This is a genomic window from Variovorax boronicumulans (assembly GCF_030812215.1).
In the GTDB taxonomy this organism is placed as follows: Bacteria; Pseudomonadota; Gammaproteobacteria; order Burkholderiales; family Burkholderiaceae_C; genus Variovorax; species Variovorax boronicumulans_C.
This window is the reverse complement of sequence record NZ_JAUSSG010000004.1, coordinates 38,408-56,844: the sequence shown is the minus strand read 5'-3', so window position 1 is coordinate 56,844 and position 18,437 is coordinate 38,408. Positions and strand designations below refer to the sequence as shown.

The window sequence follows — 18,437 nt, the reverse complement described above, 5'->3', positions numbered from 1 at the left end:
GATGAAAATGGAAATCAGACACTCAGTTTTCAGCGCAATAGGCGCGAATGCCGAGTGACAGACGCCGAAGCCGCCATCGGGCTTTCGCATCATCCGCTTCGGGGAAACAGCGTCATCGCCACCGGAGGCGGGCAGTTCGCCCGCCTCTCGGGCCAGTGTCTTGCGCGAGGCGGTGCCGCCTTGAAGCAGCGATCAGCTATTCGTGGGACAGCAAACTAGGTGAGGCAGATGTCGATGTGCCTGGACCAGTGATGGCGCGTGCCACCCGCGCGACGATCGGCTTTCTCCGGCACGGCACGCTGTGCATTCAATGCGCTGCCGCGCGACTCGAGCTGGTACAGGCACTGAAGAAAGATGCCGTGGTGTTCGGCATCGAGGCCTTCGAGCAGGTCGATATTGAGACCGGCGATGCGCGGGAACAGCTCGGCGAAGAGCTGCCGGCCGGCATCGCTCAGTTGCACGTGGACTTCGCGGCCGTCATCGGCGTTCTGGCGCCGTTCGATCAGTTGCTTCTCGAAGAGGCTGCGCAGGCCGCGCGACGTGCGCACGCGGTCCAGCTGCAGCTGCTCGGCGAGCGCCGAGGGCCTGATCTCTCCGACCTGCGCGAGCATGCCGATCATTCCCCACTCGCGATGCGTGATGCCGAAGCCTCCCTCCACGATGCGCGTCGCCATCGCCCGGCTTGTGCGCGTGGCGCGCCACAGGCGGTAAAGCAGGAGGTCGTCCAGTGCGCGCGGCGCGCGCAGTGCTGTCGTATCGGGAAGGGCGTGCATGTGGGTAAGGGCTCGTAATGAAGCTGCCGGTAGTTGATTAGGTCAATTGATCGTTATGTTTCTATAACGAGCAACGGACGACATGCTGCGGCAATTTGCTGCGAACGGCGAGCTTTTTCTCAAAGTACATCGCCCTCCCGGGGATGTCAGCTGCCGTTCAGCGTGTTGCGTGAGTGGCGTACCTCAAATGAGTCGCCTGGCATCTCTTGGTGCGCCACGGATGCCCCTGATTGGTGCTTTGCAAGGCCCTCAGGAAAGTTGGAGACGTATCGAAAAAAGCCAGCTCGACCCTGGCAACAACAACAGGAAGAATCCCATGCTCGATCTGAATGAAGTGGCGATGTTTGTGCAGGTGGCTCGCAGCGGCAGCTTCGCCGAGGCGGCACGACGGCTGAGCGTGCCTTCCGCCACGGTGAGCCGGCGCATCCAGCAACTCGAGGCCCGGCTGGGCACGCGGTTGATGCAGCGCTCGACCCGCAAGCTCACGCTGACGAGTGCAGGCGAATCCTTTCACGAGCGATGCGGCCCGGCGGTGGAGGAACTCATCGAAGCCGGTCAGCTGCATGTGGCGGACAACTCGGAGCCGTCCGGCACGGTGCGCGTGACCGCGCCGACCAGCTTCTTCGATTTCTTCCGGATGGAGTGGGTGGAGACGTTCCTGGCCGAGCATCCGCTGGTGCGCCTGGACTTCGTGCTCAGCGATCTCCTGGTCGACCTGATTGCCGATCGCATCGACATCGCATTTCGGGGCGGCCCCCTGCAGGACTCCTGCTACGTGGCGCGACGGATCTTCGCAAGCTATGGCGAACTGACCGCCAGCCCGGCCTATCTGGCGGCGCATGGCGTGCCCACGTCGCTGGAGGACCTGGGCGAGCACGAGTGCGTGGTGCAGCCCGATGCCAGCGGCAACGCCGTCTGGCGCCTGCAGGACGCAGAGGGCGTGGAGAAGGACGTGCGCGTGAAAGGGCGCTTCAACAGCAACACGCAGACAGTGCTGCGCCAGGCCGCATGCGCGGGCCTGGGCATTGCCGCGCTGCCCTCGATCCTCACGGCCTCCGACATCGCCGCCGGCAGGCTGGTGCGGGTGCTGCCCGAGTACACGCGCGCCGGCCGCGGCCTGAGCGTTGTCTATCCCAGTCGCCAGCAGCGTCCGCTGGCCGTTTCGATGTTCGCCGACATGGCGGTGGAAAAACTGAGCCAGCAGGGGTGGGCCCCCGCATCTGGTGCATAGCGTTGGGCCGCGGCATTGCCTTGAAAAATGAGTGGCTGCATTTCATTCATTGATCTAGTCGAAAGCATTCGTTGTTGCAAACAATTGTCACATTAGTTTCTTGGTGACACCTACAAAGGCCAACTATTTGTGGTTGGAAAGCAGCGATGCAAATACGAATCTTGAGGGCGGCGAGGCGGCAGCGTGCGGCCGTCACCGCGGGCCGGAGCATTGCCGGCTTCACGTTGATCGAGGCGATGATCACCGTGGCCATCGTGGCCATCCTTGCGGCGATCGCGTTGCCCAGCTATCGCGACTACGTGCTGCGCGGCCAGCTCGTCGATGGCACGAACGGCCTGTCGGTCATGCGTGCCGACATGGAGCGCTACTACCAGGACAACCGGACCTATCTCAAGACGGGTTCGTTCGTGCCGCCTTGCACCGCCACCGCCAGCAGGACCAACGTCTCGGGCACCTTCCAGTTGTCGTGCGCGTCGGCGCCCGCTGCCACGTCGACCACCTACACATTGCAGGCCGTCGGCAGCGGGCCCACCAAGGGGTTCACCTTCACGGTCGATCAACTCGGTGTTCAAGGCACCACGGTCGAGGGCGTCCCCGGTTGGACGGGTTGCGACAAGGCCTGGGTGTCCAAGCGAGGCCAGGCGTGCCCCACATGAACAACCACCGGCGCCATGCGTCCGGGTTCACGCTGATCGAGATGATGGTCACGATCACGCTGCTCGGCGTTCTGACGATGCTGGCCATGCCGTCGTTCACGACCTGGATCGCCAACAACAAGGTTCGCACCGTGAGCGATTCCCTGCAGAACGGCTTGCGCCTTGCGCAGGCCGAGGCCTTGCGCCGCAGCCGGCCCATGGTCTTCTCGCTCACCAACAGCGCCGCGCCGCAGAGCGGGCTGACCGCTGTGGCCGACGGAAGCAACTGGTCGCTCAACGTTTCCAAGTCGAGCCTGGATGCCGGCAACGTGTTCGTGCAGGCCGGTGTGCTGTCGGATGTGGCGGCCGGCGTGCAGGTCAAGGGCGCGGCGGCTGTCTGCTTCAACGCCATGGGCCGCCTCGCGGTGAACAGCGATACCGGCGTGGCCGGCGCGAGCTGCAACACCGGTTCGCCGACCTTTGCCTACGACATCTCCGCGAATGGCTCGGACCGGCCGCTGCGCGTGCTCGTTGGCCTGGGCGGGCAGGTGCGCATGTGCGATCCGGCCCGAAAGCTTGCAGATTCCCCCGACGGTTGCCCATGAAGAAACGTCTTTCGAAGAAGCCCTCCGGCGCGGGGCAGTCCGGCATCGCCCTGTTGGAAGTGCTGGTCTCCGTCATGTTGTTCTTGCTGGGCATCCTCGGGCTGATCGGCTTGCAGGCGCGCGCCATCGGCCTGTCGACGGATGCGCAGGACCGCAACCGCGCCGCCCTGCTGGCCAACGACATCGCCAGCGCGATGTGGCTGGGCAAGTCGGTGGCCGTGGACACGAGCGCCGGTTCGACCTGGCAGAAACGCGTGAGCGACACCGCCAACGCAGGCCTGCCGAACGGCGCGGTGACCGTCACCGCGGTGTCGGGCACCACCAACAGCGCCGACATCGCCATCACCTGGAAAGCGCCCGACCGGTCAGGCGCGAAGGCCGAGCCACAGAGCAGCACGCTCACCACGCGGGTGACGCTCCCATGAAGCAGCAGCGCGGTCTCACACTGGTCGAGCTGCTCGTCGCGATGCTCATCGGCCTGATCGTGACGCTGGCCGTGGCCAGCATCGTCGTGGTGGGCGAGACGCACCGGCGCGTCACCACCTCCACCAACGACATGGAGCAGGCCGGCGCCTATGCGGCCTATGTGCTGGACCGCGCGCTGCGCAGCGCCGGCTCGAGCCTGGTCCAGTCGGTGCAGCCGACCGACCGGGGCGTGTTCGGCTGCAAGCTCAATGCGGCGGCCCTGCTACCCGCCGGCGCGTTTCCCGCGCCGTTCAAGAAGGCCTTTCTGCCCGGCACCACGTCCGACCTGCGGGTGGCGCCTGTGCTCATCGGCAAGAACCAGTCCGATACCGGCTCCGACGTGCTGGTGGTCATGGGCGGCGATGCGGTGGCCGGCGGCGTGCCGCGCGGCCTGACGGACCCGGGCAGCGCGAGGACGCTCTCGATGGACAACACGGTCGGCGTGTCCGCGGGCGACCTCGTGCTGGTCAGCCAGCAGGGCACGACGGACTGCCTGCTCGAGCAGGTCTCGGGCGTCGCGAGCAAGGTGCTCACGCTGGGCGGCGACTACTACACGGCCGGCAAGTCCACCTCGCTGGAAACATTGGCGGCCAGCACCTCCACCTATGTCACGCCGCTGGGCAATCCCGCGAACGGCAACGTGCAGTTCCAGCTCTTCGGCGTGGGCGACAACCGCACGCTGGTCGGCTACGACCTGCTGCTGGGCGCCGGCGGTGCGACGCAAGCCCTGGCCGACGGCGTGGCCGAGCTGCATGCCATCTACGGCGTGGACACCAACGGCGACGGCATCCTCGACAGCTGGACGGACCCGGGCGCGGCGGGGTTCGACATCGCCACCGTCATGCAGACGCCCGAGACGATGCGAAAGATCGTCGCCGTTCGCGTGGCGCTGGTCATGCGCAGCGCGAACAGGGAAAAGGAGGCGGTGTCGCCCGCCAGGCTGAAGCTCTTCGGCGACGACTTCCAGGACGCCTCGAAGAATCCGATCGCACAGACCGTGACGTTGGGCGAGGACGACCAGCACTACCGCCACCGGGTCGTCGAATTCACCATCCCGCTGCGCAACATGCTGCTGCTGCCATGAAGATTCCAAGCGCTTTCCCACGGGCCCGGCACCAGCGCGGCGTCGTCCTGCTGCTGTGCCTCATCGTGCTCGTGATCCTCCTGGCCGGCGGCGTCGCCGTGGTGCGTTCCATGAACACATCGCTGACCTCCGCCGGCAACCTGGCCTTCCGGCGCGACCTGGTGAACCAGGGCGAGAGGGCGGTGTCCTTCGTGCTGGCCAACAAGCTGGCGAGCGGGGGCGCGCTGGCGAACGCGACCGACGACCTGCCGGGCGAGAACTTCAAGGCAACCAAGCTCGACACCAACGCGCAAGGCGTGCCGCTGGCGCTGCTGGACGACAAGGCCTTCGGCGCCGTCGGCAAGGCTTCCAACGACCTCACCGACGCGGTGGCGCAGGTCAGCATCCGCTACCTGATCGATCGCCTCTGCACCAGCACCGGCCCGGCCACCAGCACCGGCTGCGTGCAGTCGTCTGCCGCGCCGGCCGGCGGCACCTCCAGCCCCACGCCGCCACCGACGCCACCCACCGCCACGATCTACCGCCTGAGCCTGCGCGTCAGCGGTCCGCGCGACACGCAGGTGTTCATGCAGTCGACGTTCACCAAGCCAGACCAGGAAGGCACCCCATCCCCATGACAAACGCTTTTTGCCGCGCATCGGCCGCGGCCTCCGGCATCGGGGCGATCGCGGCCGTCTGCCTGGGTCTGTGGTCGTGCCCGGCCGCGCTGGCGGCCACCGCCAAGCTGTCGGACCAGCCCGTGTTCGCCTCGTCCGATGTGCCGGGGAATCTTGCGTTGGCGCTGTCGGTGGAATACCCCACCGCGATCAGCGTGGCGAACCTCAACGACTACGCGGATGCCACGGAGTACCTGGGCTACTTCGATCCGCGCAAGTGCTACACGTACACCTACGTCGAGCCGGCGGTGAAGAACGGCGCCGCATCCGACAGCTACTTCCAGCCGGCCGGCGCGTCCACCGGCACCAACAAGCACAGCTGTTCGGGACAGTGGAGCGGAAATTTCATGAACTGGGCCACGATGCAGACCATCGACCCATTCCGCTGGGCGCTCTCGGGCGGTTACCGCAGCGTGGACACCACGAGCGAGACCATCCTCGAGAAGGCGTGGGGCTCCAGCCAGGGCAACACCACCAATTTCCCGCTGCGCGGCACCGATCAGGGAAACGGGCACAAGCTGCCCAAGGCATTGGTTTCCGCCGTCACGCCGTTCAGCAACTGGAACAACTTCAACACCAGCATCTGGTCGCGCGGCAACACCATGGTGTTCACCGGAACGGGCGATCCCACGGGGGCCGGGGCCGACCTGGTCAAGCTCGACGCCGCGAACAGTGCGAAGAGGGCGAACGCCGTCTACCAGGTCTACGTCCGCGTCAAGGTCTGCGACACCTCGGCCGGTGCCGGCGGCGTGGAGGCCAACTGCGTCAAGTACGGCACCAACTACAAGCCTGAAGGTTTGCTGCAGCAGAACGCCAACAAGATCCGCTACGGCACCTTCTCGTTCCTGAACGCTGGCGGCATCGCGCAGCAGGGCGGCGTGATGCGCGCGCCGATGGGTTTCATCGGCCCGACCTATCCGCAGCCGCTGTCCACCGCGGTGGTCACCAACACCCGCGGCGAATGGGATGCCACCACCGGCATCATGAGCACGAACCCCGACGCGGTTTCGGCCACGGCGAGCGGCGTCGTGCAAAGCGGGGTGATGAACTACCTCAACAAGTTCGGCCAGTCCGCGAAGAACTACATGATGTACGACAACGTCAGCGAGCTCTACTACGCTGCCGTGCGGTACTTCGAGAACCTGGGCAACGTCCCCGAATGGACCAACTCGGTGGCGGCCGGCGTGGAGGGCAGGGAGGCCAGGCTCGACGGTTTTCCCGCAGTGACCGACTGGAGCGGCAAGGACCCCATTTCCTATTCGTGCCAGAAGAATTTCATTCTGGGCATCGGCGATGACCACACCCACTACGACTACAACGTGGGCGGAAGCGCGGTGACGAGTTGGCGCGGCAATCCCGCGACGGTCGCCGCGGACTCGCTGAACAAGGCGGATGCGTGGACGAAGAACCTGCAGACGCTGGAAGGCTTCAAGGCGCCGACGCCCTGGTGGAAGGCCGGCGGCTCCGATGCGACCTACTACATCGCGGGCCTTGCCTATGGCGCGCACGTCAACGACCTGCGGCCCGACCTGGCCGGCGTGCAGAACATCTCCACCTACTGGATGGATGTCATGGAGTACCAGCGCGCCGAAGACCTGAACCCCTATTACCTGGCCGCCAAGTACGGCGGCTTCAGCGTGCCCGCGGGCTACGACCCGGCCAACACCACCGTGCCGCTCGCGCAGGAATGGTGGAACACCGCGGGCGACAGCATCGACATGAACGGCAACAAGCGCCTTCGGCCCGACAACTACTTCCTGGCCGGCAACGCCGGGCAGATGGTGAGTGGCCTGCGCGCCGCATTCACCGACATCGCCAACGCCATCAAGGCCTACACCACGTCCTTCTCGCTCTCCACCGCGCAGGCCGCGGCCACCGGCACCGCCTCGTATGCATCGCAGTACGACTCCAAGGGATGGACGGGCGTGGTCACCGCCAGCAAGCTCACCTTCGCCAGCGATGGCACGCCGTCCGCCGCACCCGTCTGGACGACCAGCACCACGCTCGAAGCCCAACTGGCCAATGGCGGCTGGGACACGGCGCGCCGCATCGCGACGTGGGACGGCAGCAAGGGCGTGGCATTCCGCGCCGCCAGCGTGACGTCGGCGCAGCTGGCCGCCCTCGCGCCCGCCTACGCCAGCACCACGAGCAGCATCGACTACCTCAACTACCTGCGTGGCGACCGCAAGAACGAAGGCGCCTCCACGGCGGCCGCAAGCACGCGGGCCTTGCGCAGCCGGTCCCTGCTGCTGGGCGACATCGTCAATTCGAAGGTCATGCCCGTCGGGCCGCCCGCGACCGGCTTTTCGGAGAAGAGCAACCCGGGCTACACGGCCTTCAAGACCAAGTGGGCCGCGCGCCCCACCATGGTCTACGTCGGCGCCAACGACGGCATGCTGCATGCATTCAATGGCGCACTGGCCGGCGCCAGCGCCGGGACCGAGCAGTTCGCCTACGTGCCGAGCGCCTTGTTCAAGGGGCCGAACGGCACGCCGCAGGTCGATGGGTTGGCGCAGCTTGGAAATCCCAAGTACGCCCACCGCTACTACGTGGATGCGACGCCACTGGCCTTCGACGTGGACCTGAACAGCGCCGGCGGCGCGTTCACCACCGCGAGCAGCGGCAACGGCGCCGACTGGCACAGCCTGCTGATCGGCGGGCTGGGCAAGGGCGGCAAGAGCTACTACGCCATCGACGTGACCGACCCCGCAGGCATGGACAGCGAAGCCGCGGTGGCCGGCAAGGTGAAATGGGAATTCACCGACGCCACCATGGGCTACAGCTATGGCGCGCCCACGGCCGTGAAGACGAAGAAGTACGGCTGGGTCGTGATCCTCACCTCGGGCTACAACAACAGCGACGGCAAGGGCTACCTGTACATCGTCAATCCCAAGACCGGTGCGCTGCTCGAGAAGATGGGGACGCCCACCGCCTCCAGCGGCCTGACGCAGGCGTCCGCCTATGTTGCCGACCATGCCGACAACACCGCGGATGCCGTCTATGCAGCGGACCTGGACGGCCAGCTCTGGCGTTTCGACCTCACTGCCGCCAAGGGCAGCAGCACCGCCTACCCGGCACCGACCCTGCTGGCCACGCTGACCGACGGATCGGGCAACGCGCAACCCGTCACCACCGCGCCGCTGATCGAGATCAACCCCGTCACCCGCAAGCGCTTCGTGCTGCTCGGCACCGGCAAGCTGCTGGACGCCTCGGACGTGAATTCGAAGGCGCCGCAGTCGTTCTACGCCATCGTCGATGGAACGGCCGGTGGCTTCAACGCCGTGACCGCGCCCATCACGCGCAGCCAGCTCACGAAGGTGGAGGATGTGCTCAAGGGCATCAGCCTCTCGAACACGTCGCCGGGCTGGTATCTCGATCTGGGTGTCGACACCGGTGTCGGCTGGCGCCTGGTCTCCAGCCCGGCGGCCTTCAACGGCATCGTGGCTTTCTCCAGCCTGCTGACCACCGGCGATGCCTGCAGTCCATCGGGGCAAAGCCGGGTCTATGCCATCAACTACGGAACGGGGCGCTCGGTGCTGCTGCCCGCCGGAACCGCCTACCAGAGCTTCCCGAGCGCCGTCACCGACCTGCGATTCGTGAGCGTGGACGGGTCCACCCGCATCGTCGTCGGGACCGACGGGAAGCCGGTGCCGGTGAAAGCCGATCTGTCGAAGGGCATCTCGCTGCGCCTCTTGAACTGGCGTGAAGTGCCGGCGGTGAACTGATGCGAATCCTCATGCAAACGGGAGGCAAGGCATGTCCGTTCTGAGAATGGGTGTCTACGGACTGCCGGCGGCCGAAACCGCCGTGATCCGGACCATCGTGCAGCTCTACGCGAGCGACCTTTCCTTTCCGTGGACGTTCGTCACCGCGCCGCCGTACGACGCATTGCTCGTCGACGAGAGCGCGACGGCGGCCGAGCGCGCCGGCTTTGCCCGCATGGCCGGTGCGCTGCTCACGCTCACGCGCAGGAACGCCGGCGGCCATGCGCACACGCTGGAGCGGCCGATACGCGCCGACCGTCTGCAGCAATGGCTCAAGAGCACCGAGCGCACCCTGCTGGCGGTGCAGTCCGTGCCATCGGGCGAGCCGGAGCAGATGGCGCCGAAGATCGAGGTCTCCGAGTCGGTGCGCTTCACGCTGCGCCGCTGGCCCTCGGCACTGCTGCTGCGCAACGACCCCGAAAAAGTGCGGATGGCCAGCCTGCTGGCGCGCCGTGCATTGAGTGCGACCGAACTGTCCGACCTGGGCGAGCTCCCGCTGTCGCGCTGCGTCATCTTTCTTCAGACGCTGCGCTCGGCGGGCGTGCTGGAGCTGCACGTGGTGCCGTCCGGCGCGCTGCCGCATGCGGACCTGCCGCGCATCCCGGGGTTGCCCGCTCCGGCGCGCGGCGCGTTCGCGCGCGGCCTCATCAACGGCATCCGCCGGCACCTGGGGCTCGCAACCCCATGAGGGAATACAAGATCCTCTTCACCGGCACCGTGGGCGCCGGCAAGACCACGGCGATCGGGTGCGTGAGCGACGCGCCGCCGGTCATGACCGACGTGCGGAACTCCGACACGTCGATCGCCAAGGAGCGCACCACCGTGGGCCTGGATTTCGGCGAGCTGACGCTGGACAACGGAGACCGCGTTCGCATGTTCGGCACTCCCGGGCAGGAGCGCTTTGCATTCCTCTGGAAGATCCTCGTTCGCAACGCGCTGGGCCTGGTCGTCCTGGTCGACAACTCGCGCCCCGATCCGCTGGCCGACCTGGCCGTCTACATGACCGGCTTCTCCGAGGCGCTGCGCACCATTCCCTGCACCGTCGGCGTGGGCCGCATGGAGACCCATCCGGTGCCCAGCCTGGACGACTATGCGCAGGCGATCGCAGCCACGGGCCGGGTGTTTCCAATTTCGAGCGTGGACGTGCGCAACAGGAGCGACGTGATCCTGCTGATCGACACGCTGCTGATGCAACTCGAAGCCGATCTGGGAGGGGAGAACGAATGACTGCCTCGCATGGCCTGTCGAAGACCGCCACCGCGCTCGCGCAGCGCGAAGCACGCAAGCTGGTCGACGAGCTGAACGGCGTGACGGCCGCGGTGATCGCCACCATCGACGGCTTCAGCGTGGCCTCGGCGGTCACCGGCGACGTGGATCCCGCGCGCGTGGCGGCCATGGCCAGTTCCATCGTGGCGATCAGCGGCGTGGTCTCCGAGGAGGCGCGCCTGGGGCGCCAGAAGAGCGTGATCGTGCAGACCGAGTCGGGCTTTGCGGTTTTCTGCAGCGTGTACCGGCGCGACGTCGAACTGGTCATCAACGTGGTCGCCCGCGATTCGGCCGTGCTGGCGCTGGTGTCGTACCGGGCCGCCCAGCTCGCCAGGACGCTCGCCGATGCCTCCCCCTTTCATGCCTGACACCTGATTTTTTCCGAAGCTTTCTTATTTTTTACTGGAGAACGAATTGGCATCCATCAAGCAGACCCTCGAAGACATCCTGTCCCTGGACGGCGCCATGTGCGCGGCCATCGTCGATTCCGGCAGCGGAATGATCCTGGGCTCCGCGGGCTCGGGCCTGGATCTCGAAATCGCCGCGGCCGGCAACACCGAGGTCGTGCGCACCAAGCTCAAGACGATGCGGGCCCTCGGCCTGAACGACGTCATCGAAGACATCCTGATCACCCTCGGGAAGCAATACCACATCGTCCGCCCCTCGATCTCCAAGGAAGGCGTGTTCATCTACGTCGTGCTGGACAAGCTGCGCGCCAACCTCGCGCTGGCCCGCCGCAAGACCCAGGACGTGGACAAGCAGCTGGATTTCTGAGCACCGCACCCCCGCCGGCCAGTGGCTGAATTCCATTTCGAGAACCCAAGGGCCACACCACATGCCTTCTCGCCCCATCCCCTCCCGTATGCTGCCGTCTGCGCCACGCACCCGGCGTTTCCTTCTGGCGTCCTGCGTCGCCGTCTCGCTGGGGCTTGCCAGCCTGCCGGGCGTCGCCAAGGACAAGGCCGTGGACGAGACGGCCATCGTGATCGGTCAGTCGGCGCCGTTCAGCGGCCCTTCCGCGCAGCTGGGCACGGAGTTCAACGTGGGGGCGCGCGTCTACTTCCAGATGGTCAACGACGCGGGTGGCGTCCACGGGCGAAAGATCGAGCTGCACGCCAAGGACGACGCCTACGACCCGAAGATGACCGCCAGCAACACGGCCGACCTGCTGGAGCAGGACCGCGCCGTGGCGCTGTTCGGCTATGTCGGCACCTCCACCACCCTGGCGGCGTTGCCTCTGGCCGTGGCTGCGCAGGTGCCGTTTTTTGCACCGGTGACCGGCGCCGAGGCGCTGCGCCAACCGTTCAATCGCGTCGTCTTCAACGTCAGGGCCAGCTATTTCGACGAGTCGGAATACATCCTCGAGCAGTTGGCGGTTACCGGCGCCAGGAACATCGCGGTCTTCCACCAGAACGATGCCTACGGCAAGGCGGGGCTCCAGGCGATGAGCAGGGCGACGGCCAAGCACGGCCTGCCGATCGTCGCGACCACCGCGATCGAGCGGCACAGCACCGAGGTGGCGGCTGCCGCCAAGGCGCTCCAGGCCGCGCATCCCGATGCCGTGGCGCTGATCAGCTCCTACGTGTCCAGCGCGGCACTCATCAAGGAAATGAAGAAGGCCGGCTATGCCGGGCGCTTCGTCAGCGTGTCCTTCGTCGGCGGCAAGGCACTGGCCGACGAGCTCGGCAGCCTTGGCGCGGGCGTGATGATTTCCGAAGTCGTTCCCTTTCCATGGGGCCGCGCGTCCGTGCTGCAGAACGAATATGCCCAGGCCATGCTGAAGGCCGGCGTGCCGCACATGAGCTTCGGATCGATGGAAGGCTTCCTGGCCGCGAAGACCCTGGTCGAAGGGCTGCGCCGCGCGGGCCGCGATCTCACGCGTGCGAGGCTGCTGGCCGCCCTGGAAACGATGAACAAGTGGGACGCGGGCGGATTCTTCGTCTCGTTCACCCCCGACAACCACAGCGGCTCGCGTTTCGTCGAGATGACGATGATCGGCACCGGGGGGCGCTTCGTTCATTGATGGCAGTACCCCGAAAGACTTGCGGCCTTCCTCGTTGCCGCATGCGCCCCGCAGGTGAGAATCCGCGCAGCTTCAACTTCCCGGCGTGGCCGTTTGAAAGAACCCCGATGCTCGAACTCCTGACAGATCCGCAGGTCTGGATTGCCTTTGCTACCCTCACGGCGCTCGAGCTCGTGCTGGGCATCGACAACATCATCTTCATCTCCATCCTGGTCGACAAGCTGCCGCCCGCCAACCGCGAGTTCGCGCGCCGGATGGGGTTGTTCATGGCGATGTTCATGCGCATCGGGCTGCTGCTGGTGCTGGCCTGGATCGTCGGGCTGGTCGCTCCGCTGTTCTCGGCGTTCGGCCAGGAGATCTCGGGGCGCGACCTGATCCTGATCCTGGGCGGCCTCTTCCTGATCTGGAAGAGCACGACCGAGGTCCATCAGTCCCTGGAGGGTGCGCACGAGCAGAAGGCGAGCGTGGCCCAGGCGACCTTCACCTCCGTCATGCTCCAGATCATCGTGATCGATCTCGTGTTCTCGCTGGACTCGATCATCACCGCGGTCGGCATGGTGGACGACGTGCGCGTCATGATCGCCGCGGTGGTAGCCTCGGTGCTGCTGATGATGGTGTTCGCAACGCCCATCGGGCGCTTCGTCTCGGCCCATCCCACCATCAAGATGCTGGCACTGGCATTCCTCGTGGTCGTGGGTGTCGTGCTGGTCGCGGAGGGCTTCGACCATCATGTGCCCAAGGGCTACGTGTACTTCGCGATGGCTTTCTCGGTGGCCGTGGAGATGCTCAACATCCGGATGCGCAAGAAGGCGAAGGCCGTGGAACTGCATCCGCCCCACATGCCGGGCTCCTGAATTCCGGCGCTCGCCCGCCCGCGCAGGGCGGGCGCATCAAGCGCCGCGCGCCCCCCGCGTGTCGGACGGCCGCTCCCCGAAGCGCGCACGGTACTGCGCCGCGAAGTGCCCGAGGTGAAGAAAGCCGTATTTCTGTGCCACCTCACGCACGCCGGTTCCTGCGACGCCGGCCGAGGTTTGCAGTTCGGCGCGGACCTTGTCGAGCCGGGCTTCGCGCAGAAACTCCATCGGCCCCTGCCCCGCATGCTGACGAAAGGCGACTTGCAGCGCGCGCGCACTGCAGCCGACTTCGCGGCAGACGTCGGCCAGCGACAGCGGCAGCTGCGCATTCGAGGCCATGTATTCCTGCGCCCTGCGCACCACGCGCGGCAGCAAGCGCCGCTGCGCGTTGCCGGCGAGTGCGCGCGAGTGGTTGTGGCCCGCCGACATCAGCAGGCTGGACATCAGGTAGGCCTCGGCATGCTCGGCCAGGGGGCTGCCCGGCTGCAGCGCATTGCCGGCATCGAGCGTGAGCCGCAGGTAGTCGATGAAATGCACCAGCGGCGCCAGCACGGGGTTGTCCAGCGGCACGCCGAGGTCGAACACCAGCGGCTGCCCGACAGGCGCCTGCAGCAGCGATTCGAGCCGCGAGAGCAGCGCGGAGCGCGCCAGCTGCACGATCAGGTGCGGGCTGTCGTCGGCCCAGCGCATCGAGAGCGGCTCGGTGGGGGAGGGCAGCGAAGCGAGCCGCGGCGTGGCATCCACCTGCTGCGCACCGCAGCGGATCTCCGCGCCGCCGCGCAGCGGAATCTGCAGCAGGAAAAAGTCCTGCAGGTACCCGGGGTCGATCTGCACGCCGGGCCCGTACTGCACGTAATTGAGGCTCACGTCCCGATGCAGGCGCGCGCTGTGGTGGCAGGCGTCCAGCTCGGTGCGCGGCCTCAGCATCACCAGCCCGTGCGGACAGAACACGCGGGCGACGCTTTCGCGTGCCTCGTCCATGTCGTGGCTCTCGAAAAGCCGGTAGCGCTGCAGCGGCAACGCGGGGGTGGTGAGGGTTTCCATGGGGCGAAGGCACCGTAGCAAAAACCATCCCCGCCCACAATTCGGGCCACCCCTCGGAAAAACCTGCGCGCCAGGGACATCGCCTGCGTTTGCGGGACGCTCCACGCGCGCGCCTCCTCGTAACGTTCGCCCCACAGGCCACCCTGGCCTGCGTGATCAATCAGTCGAACGACCAACCCAGGAGAGCAAGCGTCATGTTCAAGGGACTCGCAGGCAAGAGCGCCATCGTCACCGGCGGCGCCACATTGATAGGCGCGGGCGTGGTGCGCGCGCTGCACGCGGCCGGCGTGAAGGTCGTCGTCGCCGACATCGATGCCGACAACGGCCAGGCGCTGGCCGATTCGCTCGGCGCCGGCGTGCGGTTCGTCCGCACCGACATCACCGACGACGCGCAGGTCCAGGCCTGCGTGGCCGAGGCGGCCGCGCGGCACGGCGGGGTGCACTTTCTCGTCAACCTCGCCTGCTCGTACGTGGACGACGGCTTCAAGTCGCCGCGCGCCGACTGGCTGACCTCCTTCAATGTGAACGTGGCGAGCGCGGTGGCGATGCTGCAGGCCGCGCACCCGCACATGGTGGCGGCCGGCGGCGGGGCGGTGGTCAATTTCACGAGCATCTCGGCGCGCGTGGCGCAGACGGGGCGCTGGCTCTATCCGGTGAGCAAGGCCGCGATGGCGCAGCTCACCCGCAACATGGCGATGGACCTCGCGCAGGACAACATCCGGGTGAACAGCGTCTCGCCGGGCTGGACCTGGTCGGCCGTGATGGAGCGCCTGAGCGGCAACGACCGCGCCAAGACCGACCGCGTGGCCGCGCCCTTCCACCTGCTCGGGCGCGTCGGCGATCCGGACGAGGTGGCGCAGGTGGTGCTGTTCCTGTGCTCCGATCACGCGAGCTTCGTGACCGGTGCCGACTACGCGGTGGACGGCGGCTATGCCGCCATGGGCCCCGAGCAGGCCGTGCCTGCCATTCCCCTGTTGATGGACTAGCTCCTCGCGGAGCATCAAGGAGCAAAGCAATGAAGCGAATCGCCATCGTCGGCGCGGGCCAGTCGGGCCTGCAACTGGGTCTGGGCCTGCTCGCGGCAGGCTACGAGGTCACGATGTTCAGCAACCGCACGGGGGAGGACATCCGCCGCGGCAAGGTCATGTCGAGCCAGTGCATGTTCGACGCCTCGCTGCAGATCGAGCGCGACCTGGGCCTGGACCACTGGGCGAGCGACTGCCCGACGGTGGACGGCATCGGCCTGGCCGTGCCGCATCCCGAGCAGAAGGGCGCCAAGGCCATCGACTGGGCTGCGCAGCTCAACGCGAGCGCGCAGTCGGTCGACCAGCGCGTGAAGATCCCGGAGTGGATGGACGAATTCCAGAAGAAGGGCGGCGAGCTCGTCTTCAAGGACGCGGGCATCGACGAGCTGGAGGCCTGCACGCAGAGCCACGACCTCACGCTGGTGGCGAGCGGCAAGGGCGAGATCTCGAAGCTCTTCGAGCGCGATGCGCACAAGTCGCCCTACGACAAGCCGCAGCGTGCATTGGCGCTCACCTACGTGAAGGGCATGAAGCCGCGCGAGCCGTTCTCCGCGGTGTGCTTCAACCTGATTCCGGGCGTGGGCGAGTACTTCGTGTTCCCGGCGCTGACCACGACGGGGCCGTGCGAAATCATGGTGTTCGAAGGCGTGCCCGGCGGACCGATGGATTGCTGGGCCGAGGTGAAGACGCCCGAGGAGCATCTGGCGCGCAGCAAATGGATCCTCGATACCTTCACGCCGTGGGAGGCCGAGCGCTGCAAGGACATCGAGCTCACGGACGACAACGGCATCCTCGCGGGCCGCTTCGCGCCGACGGTGCGCAAGCCCGTGGCGACGCTGCCTTCGGGCCGCAAGGTGCTGGGCCTGGCCGACGTGGTGGTGCTCAACGATCCGATCACGGGGCAGGGCTCCAACAACGCGGCCAAGTGCGCCGACACGTACTTGAAGAGCATCCTCGCGCGCGGCGACGGCGCGGCCGATGCGGCCTGGATGCAGCAGACCTTCGACCGCTACTGGTTCGGCTATGCGCAGTGGGTCACGCAGTGGACCAACATGTTGCTCGCGCCACCGCCGCCGCATGTGCTCAACCTGCTCGGCAGCGCCGGCGCGGTGCCGCCGCTGGCGAGCGCCTTTGCCAACGGCTTCGACGATCCGCGCACCTTCTTCCCGTGGTTCGCCGACGCTGCGGAGTCGGAGCGCTACATCGCCACCTGCGCGGCTGTCGCGTAGCCCGGAGCGCACCATGAAGCGACGCGTGGCCATCGTCGGTGCCGGACAGTCCGGCATGCAGCTCGCGCTCGGCCTGCAGCGCGCGGGGCACGAGGTGACGGTTTTCTCGAACCGCTCGGCGCGGGAGATCCTCGAAGGGCCGGTGATGTCCAGCCAGTGCATGTTCGAGACCGCGCTGCAGACCGAGCGCGAGCTGGAACTGGACTGGTGGGCGGACGAATGCCCCGCCATCGAGGGCATCGGCATCGCAGTGCGCAACCCCGAGGGTGGCAAGGCCATCGAATGGCGCGCGCGGCTCGACGGGCCCGCGCAGTCGGTCGATCAGCGGCTCAAGATTCCCGCGTGGATGGCCGAGTTCGAGAAGCGCGGCGGCCGGCTGGTGCTGAAGGACGTGGGCCTCGACGATCTGGAGACTTGCGCGCAGACGCACGACCTCGTGATCGTGGCGAGCGGCAAAGGCGAGATCTCGAAACGCTTCGAGCGCGACGAGTTGCGCTCCCCATGCGACCAGCCGCAGCGCGCGCTGGCGCTCACCTATGTGAAGGGCATGAAGCCTGCCGAGCCGCATGCGCGGGTGTGCTTCAACCTGATTCCGGGCGTGGGCGAGTACTTCGTGTTTCCGGCGCTGACCACCTCGGGGCCGTGCGAGATCATGGTGTTCGAAGGTGTGCCCGGCGGTCCGATGGACTGCTGGGCCGATGTGAAGACGCCGCAGGAGCACCTCGCGCGCAGCAAGTGGATCCTCGAGACCTTCCTGCCCTGGGAGGCCGAACGCTGCACGCACATCGAACTGACCGACGACAACGGCATCCTCGCGGGCCGCTTCACGCCGACGGTGCGCAGGCCCGTCGCCGCGCTGCCTTCGGGCCGCAAGGTGCTGGGCCTGGCCGATGCGGTGGTGCTCAACGACCCGATCACGGGGCAGGGCGCGAACAATGCGGCCAAGTGCGCCGACATCTACCTCAAGCGCATCCTCGAACACGGCGACGCGCCGTTCGATGCCGAATGGATGCAGGAGACCTTCGATCGCTACTGGGAAGGCTACGCGCGCTGGGCCACCGACTGGACGAACAGCCTGCTCGCACCGCCGAAGCCGCACCTCTTGAAGCTGCTGCAGAGCGCGACCCACATGCCCGCTGTGGCGGGCACCATCGTCAACGGCTTCGACGACCCGCGCATCTTCGCGCCCTGGTGGTTCGACGCCGCCGAGGCCGACCGCTTTCTCGAAACCCGCGCACGCGAAGCGGCGGTGGACCGCTTCGACCGGCGCGACTTCCGCAAGGCGCTCGGGCAGTTCAGCACCGGCGTGACCGTCATCACGACCCGCGCCATCGACGGGCGCCGCGTGGGCATGACCGCCAATTCGTTCTCCTCGGTCTCGCTCGATCCGCCGCTGGTGCTGTGGAGCCTCGCTCGGCAGGCGCCGAGCGTGGCGGACTTCACCGGCGCCAGCCATTTCGCGATCAACGTGCTCGCGGCGAACCAGCATCACCTGTCGCGGCAGTTCTCCACGCCGCAGGCCGACAAGTTCGGTGGCGTGGACTGCTGCGAGGGCACGGCCGGCGTGCCGCTGCTGGACGGCGTCATCGCCCGCTTCACCTGCCGCAACGTGAAGCAGTACGACGGCGGAGACCATCTCATCTTCATTGGCGAAGTCGAGCGCTACGATCGCTTCGACGGCGAGCCGCTGGTGTTTCATTCAGGCTACTACCAGGTGACGACACGACACCCGGAATGCATGCAGTGAGCGCGAGCATGCGGCCCGCCTCACCACCCCACCTCA

Annotated in this window: 18 protein-coding genes and 1 pseudogene; 17 read left to right on the top strand and 2 right to left on the bottom strand. The window is 66.9% G+C overall.

Going from position 1 to position 18,437, the window contains the following annotated elements; genetic code table 11:
• Positions 1-215: 215 nt before the first annotated feature.
• Positions 216-773 (bottom strand): MarR family winged helix-turn-helix transcriptional regulator, encoded by a 558-nt coding sequence (locus J2W23_RS12220; RefSeq protein WP_176659293.1) that lies wholly within the window; start codon positions 771-773, stop codon positions 216-218.
• 316 nt (positions 774-1,089) lie between these two features.
• Here J2W23_RS12220 and J2W23_RS12215 point away from each other — a divergent pair, with 316 nt between their 5' ends.
• The 13 genes from J2W23_RS12215 to J2W23_RS12155 all read left to right on the top strand — a co-directional run bounded on the left by J2W23_RS12215 (position 1,090) and on the right by J2W23_RS12155 (position 13,356).
• On the top strand, positions 1,090-2,004 hold the full coding sequence (locus J2W23_RS12215) for a LysR family transcriptional regulator (RefSeq protein WP_307648926.1): 915 nt from the start codon (positions 1,090-1,092) through the stop codon (positions 2,002-2,004).
• 146 nt (positions 2,005-2,150) lie between these two features.
• Entirely contained in the window at positions 2,151-2,660 is a 510-nt protein-coding gene (locus J2W23_RS12210) for a type IV pilin protein (RefSeq protein WP_307648925.1), read from the top strand.
• Positions 2,657-3,244 carry a GspH/FimT family pseudopilin gene (locus tag J2W23_RS12205; RefSeq protein WP_307648924.1) on the top strand — a complete coding sequence of 196 codons (588 nt, stop codon included), beginning with the start codon at positions 2,657-2,659 and terminating at the stop codon, positions 3,242-3,244. Before J2W23_RS12210 ends, J2W23_RS12205 begins: the two co-directional genes overlap by 4 nt.
• Complete coding sequence (locus J2W23_RS12200) at positions 3,241-3,669, top strand: type IV pilus modification PilV family protein (protein ID WP_307648923.1); 429 nt, start codon at positions 3,241-3,243, stop codon at positions 3,667-3,669. Before J2W23_RS12205 ends, J2W23_RS12200 begins: the two co-directional genes overlap by 4 nt.
• On the top strand, positions 3,666-4,793 hold the full coding sequence (locus J2W23_RS12195) for a PilW family protein (protein ID WP_218104649.1): 1,128 nt from the start codon (positions 3,666-3,668) through the stop codon (positions 4,791-4,793). The genes J2W23_RS12200 and J2W23_RS12195 overlap by 4 nt, the downstream gene beginning before the upstream one ends.
• On the top strand, positions 4,790-5,410 hold the full coding sequence (locus J2W23_RS12190) for a hypothetical protein (protein ID WP_307648922.1): 621 nt from the start codon (positions 4,790-4,792) through the stop codon (positions 5,408-5,410). The genes J2W23_RS12195 and J2W23_RS12190 overlap by 4 nt, the downstream gene beginning before the upstream one ends.
• The gene (locus tag J2W23_RS12185) at positions 5,407-9,174 is read left to right on the top strand and encodes a pilus assembly protein (RefSeq protein ID WP_307648921.1); all 3,768 of its coding nucleotides are present in this window, start codon (positions 5,407-5,409) and stop codon (positions 9,172-9,174) included. Before J2W23_RS12190 ends, J2W23_RS12185 begins: the two co-directional genes overlap by 4 nt.
• Before the next feature lie 31 nt (positions 9,175-9,205).
• Positions 9,206-9,901, top strand: coding sequence for a hypothetical protein (locus J2W23_RS12180; RefSeq protein ID WP_307648920.1), 696 nt, complete (start codon positions 9,206-9,208; stop codon positions 9,899-9,901).
• Positions 9,898-10,440, top strand: coding sequence for a GTP-binding protein (locus tag J2W23_RS12175; protein ID WP_307648919.1), 543 nt, complete (start codon positions 9,898-9,900; stop codon positions 10,438-10,440). Before J2W23_RS12180 ends, J2W23_RS12175 begins: the two co-directional genes overlap by 4 nt.
• A complete protein-coding gene (locus J2W23_RS12170; RefSeq protein WP_176659301.1) occupies positions 10,437-10,847 on the top strand; it encodes a roadblock/LC7 domain-containing protein in 411 nt (136 codons plus the stop codon). The genes J2W23_RS12175 and J2W23_RS12170 overlap by 4 nt, the downstream gene beginning before the upstream one ends.
• 46 nt (positions 10,848-10,893) lie before the next feature.
• Positions 10,894-11,253, top strand: coding sequence for a hypothetical protein (locus J2W23_RS12165; RefSeq protein ID WP_307648918.1), 360 nt, complete (start codon positions 10,894-10,896; stop codon positions 11,251-11,253).
• Between the two features lie 61 nt (positions 11,254-11,314).
• Complete coding sequence (locus tag J2W23_RS12160) at positions 11,315-12,502, top strand: ABC transporter substrate-binding protein (RefSeq protein WP_307648917.1); 1,188 nt, start codon at positions 11,315-11,317, stop codon at positions 12,500-12,502.
• Between the two features lie 107 nt (positions 12,503-12,609).
• Positions 12,610-13,356 (top strand): TerC family protein, encoded by a 747-nt coding sequence (locus J2W23_RS12155; RefSeq protein WP_307648916.1) that lies wholly within the window; start codon positions 12,610-12,612, stop codon positions 13,354-13,356.
• Between the two features lie 36 nt (positions 13,357-13,392).
• On the opposite strand, the gene J2W23_RS12150 is transcribed toward J2W23_RS12155, so the two are convergent.
• On the bottom strand, positions 13,393-14,400 hold the full coding sequence (locus J2W23_RS12150) for an AraC family transcriptional regulator (RefSeq protein WP_307648915.1): 1,008 nt from the start codon (positions 14,398-14,400) through the stop codon (positions 13,393-13,395).
• Positions 14,401-14,594: 194 nt separating this feature from the next.
• Between J2W23_RS12150 and J2W23_RS12145 the strand changes: the two genes are divergently transcribed.
• The 4 genes and pseudogenes from J2W23_RS12145 (at position 14,595) to J2W23_RS12130 (ending at position 18,401) form a co-directional block, all read left to right on the top strand.
• Positions 14,595-15,386 carry an SDR family oxidoreductase gene (locus J2W23_RS12145; protein ID WP_307648914.1) on the top strand — a complete coding sequence of 264 codons (792 nt, stop codon included), beginning with the start codon at positions 14,595-14,597 and terminating at the stop codon, positions 15,384-15,386.
• 29 nt (positions 15,387-15,415) lie between these two features.
• A complete protein-coding gene (locus J2W23_RS12140; RefSeq protein ID WP_307648913.1) occupies positions 15,416-16,654 on the top strand; it encodes a styrene monooxygenase/indole monooxygenase family protein in 1,239 nt (412 codons plus the stop codon).
• A gap of 13 nt (positions 16,655-16,667) precedes the next feature.
• Positions 16,668-17,903 (top strand): annotated as a pseudogene (locus J2W23_RS12135) (styrene monooxygenase/indole monooxygenase family protein); the annotation flags it as partial.
• On the top strand, positions 17,904-18,401 hold the full coding sequence (locus J2W23_RS12130) for a flavin reductase family protein (RefSeq protein ID WP_307649232.1): 498 nt from the start codon (positions 17,904-17,906) through the stop codon (positions 18,399-18,401).
• The last annotated feature ends 36 nt before the right edge of the window (positions 18,402-18,437 follow it).

Excerpts from the sequence above, each read along its gene's own strand:
- J2W23_RS12155 (WP_307648916.1), top strand. The coding sequence starts at position 12,610 with ATGCTCGAACTCCTGACAGATCCGCAGGTCTGGATTGCCTTTGCTACC.
- J2W23_RS12195 (WP_218104649.1), top strand. The coding sequence starts at position 3,666 with ATGAAGCAGCAGCGCGGTCTCACACTGGTCGAGCTGCTCGTCGCGATG.
- J2W23_RS12215 (WP_307648926.1), top strand. The coding sequence starts at position 1,090 with ATGCTCGATCTGAATGAAGTGGCGATGTTTGTGCAGGTGGCTCGCAGC.
- J2W23_RS12160 (WP_307648917.1), top strand. The coding sequence starts at position 11,315 with ATGCCTTCTCGCCCCATCCCCTCCCGTATGCTGCCGTCTGCGCCACGC.
- J2W23_RS12170 (WP_176659301.1), top strand. The coding sequence starts at position 10,437 with ATGACTGCCTCGCATGGCCTGTCGAAGACCGCCACCGCGCTCGCGCAG.
- J2W23_RS12205 (WP_307648924.1), top strand. The coding sequence starts at position 2,657 with ATGAACAACCACCGGCGCCATGCGTCCGGGTTCACGCTGATCGAGATG.
- J2W23_RS12190 (WP_307648922.1), top strand. The coding sequence starts at position 4,790 with ATGAAGATTCCAAGCGCTTTCCCACGGGCCCGGCACCAGCGCGGCGTC.
- J2W23_RS12185 (WP_307648921.1), top strand. The coding sequence starts at position 5,407 with ATGACAAACGCTTTTTGCCGCGCATCGGCCGCGGCCTCCGGCATCGGG.
- J2W23_RS12140 (WP_307648913.1), top strand. The coding sequence starts at position 15,416 with ATGAAGCGAATCGCCATCGTCGGCGCGGGCCAGTCGGGCCTGCAACTG.
- J2W23_RS12145 (WP_307648914.1), top strand. The coding sequence starts at position 14,595 with ATGTTCAAGGGACTCGCAGGCAAGAGCGCCATCGTCACCGGCGGCGCC.
- J2W23_RS12150 (WP_307648915.1), bottom strand. The coding sequence starts at position 14,400 with ATGGAAACCCTCACCACCCCCGCGTTGCCGCTGCAGCGCTACCGGCTT.
- J2W23_RS12175 (WP_307648919.1), top strand. The coding sequence starts at position 9,898 with ATGAGGGAATACAAGATCCTCTTCACCGGCACCGTGGGCGCCGGCAAG.
- J2W23_RS12200 (WP_307648923.1), top strand. The coding sequence starts at position 3,241 with ATGAAGAAACGTCTTTCGAAGAAGCCCTCCGGCGCGGGGCAGTCCGGC.
- J2W23_RS12220 (WP_176659293.1), bottom strand. The coding sequence starts at position 773 with ATGCACGCCCTTCCCGATACGACAGCACTGCGCGCGCCGCGCGCACTG.
- J2W23_RS12180 (WP_307648920.1), top strand. The coding sequence starts at position 9,206 with ATGTCCGTTCTGAGAATGGGTGTCTACGGACTGCCGGCGGCCGAAACC.
- J2W23_RS12210 (WP_307648925.1), top strand. The coding sequence starts at position 2,151 with ATGCAAATACGAATCTTGAGGGCGGCGAGGCGGCAGCGTGCGGCCGTC.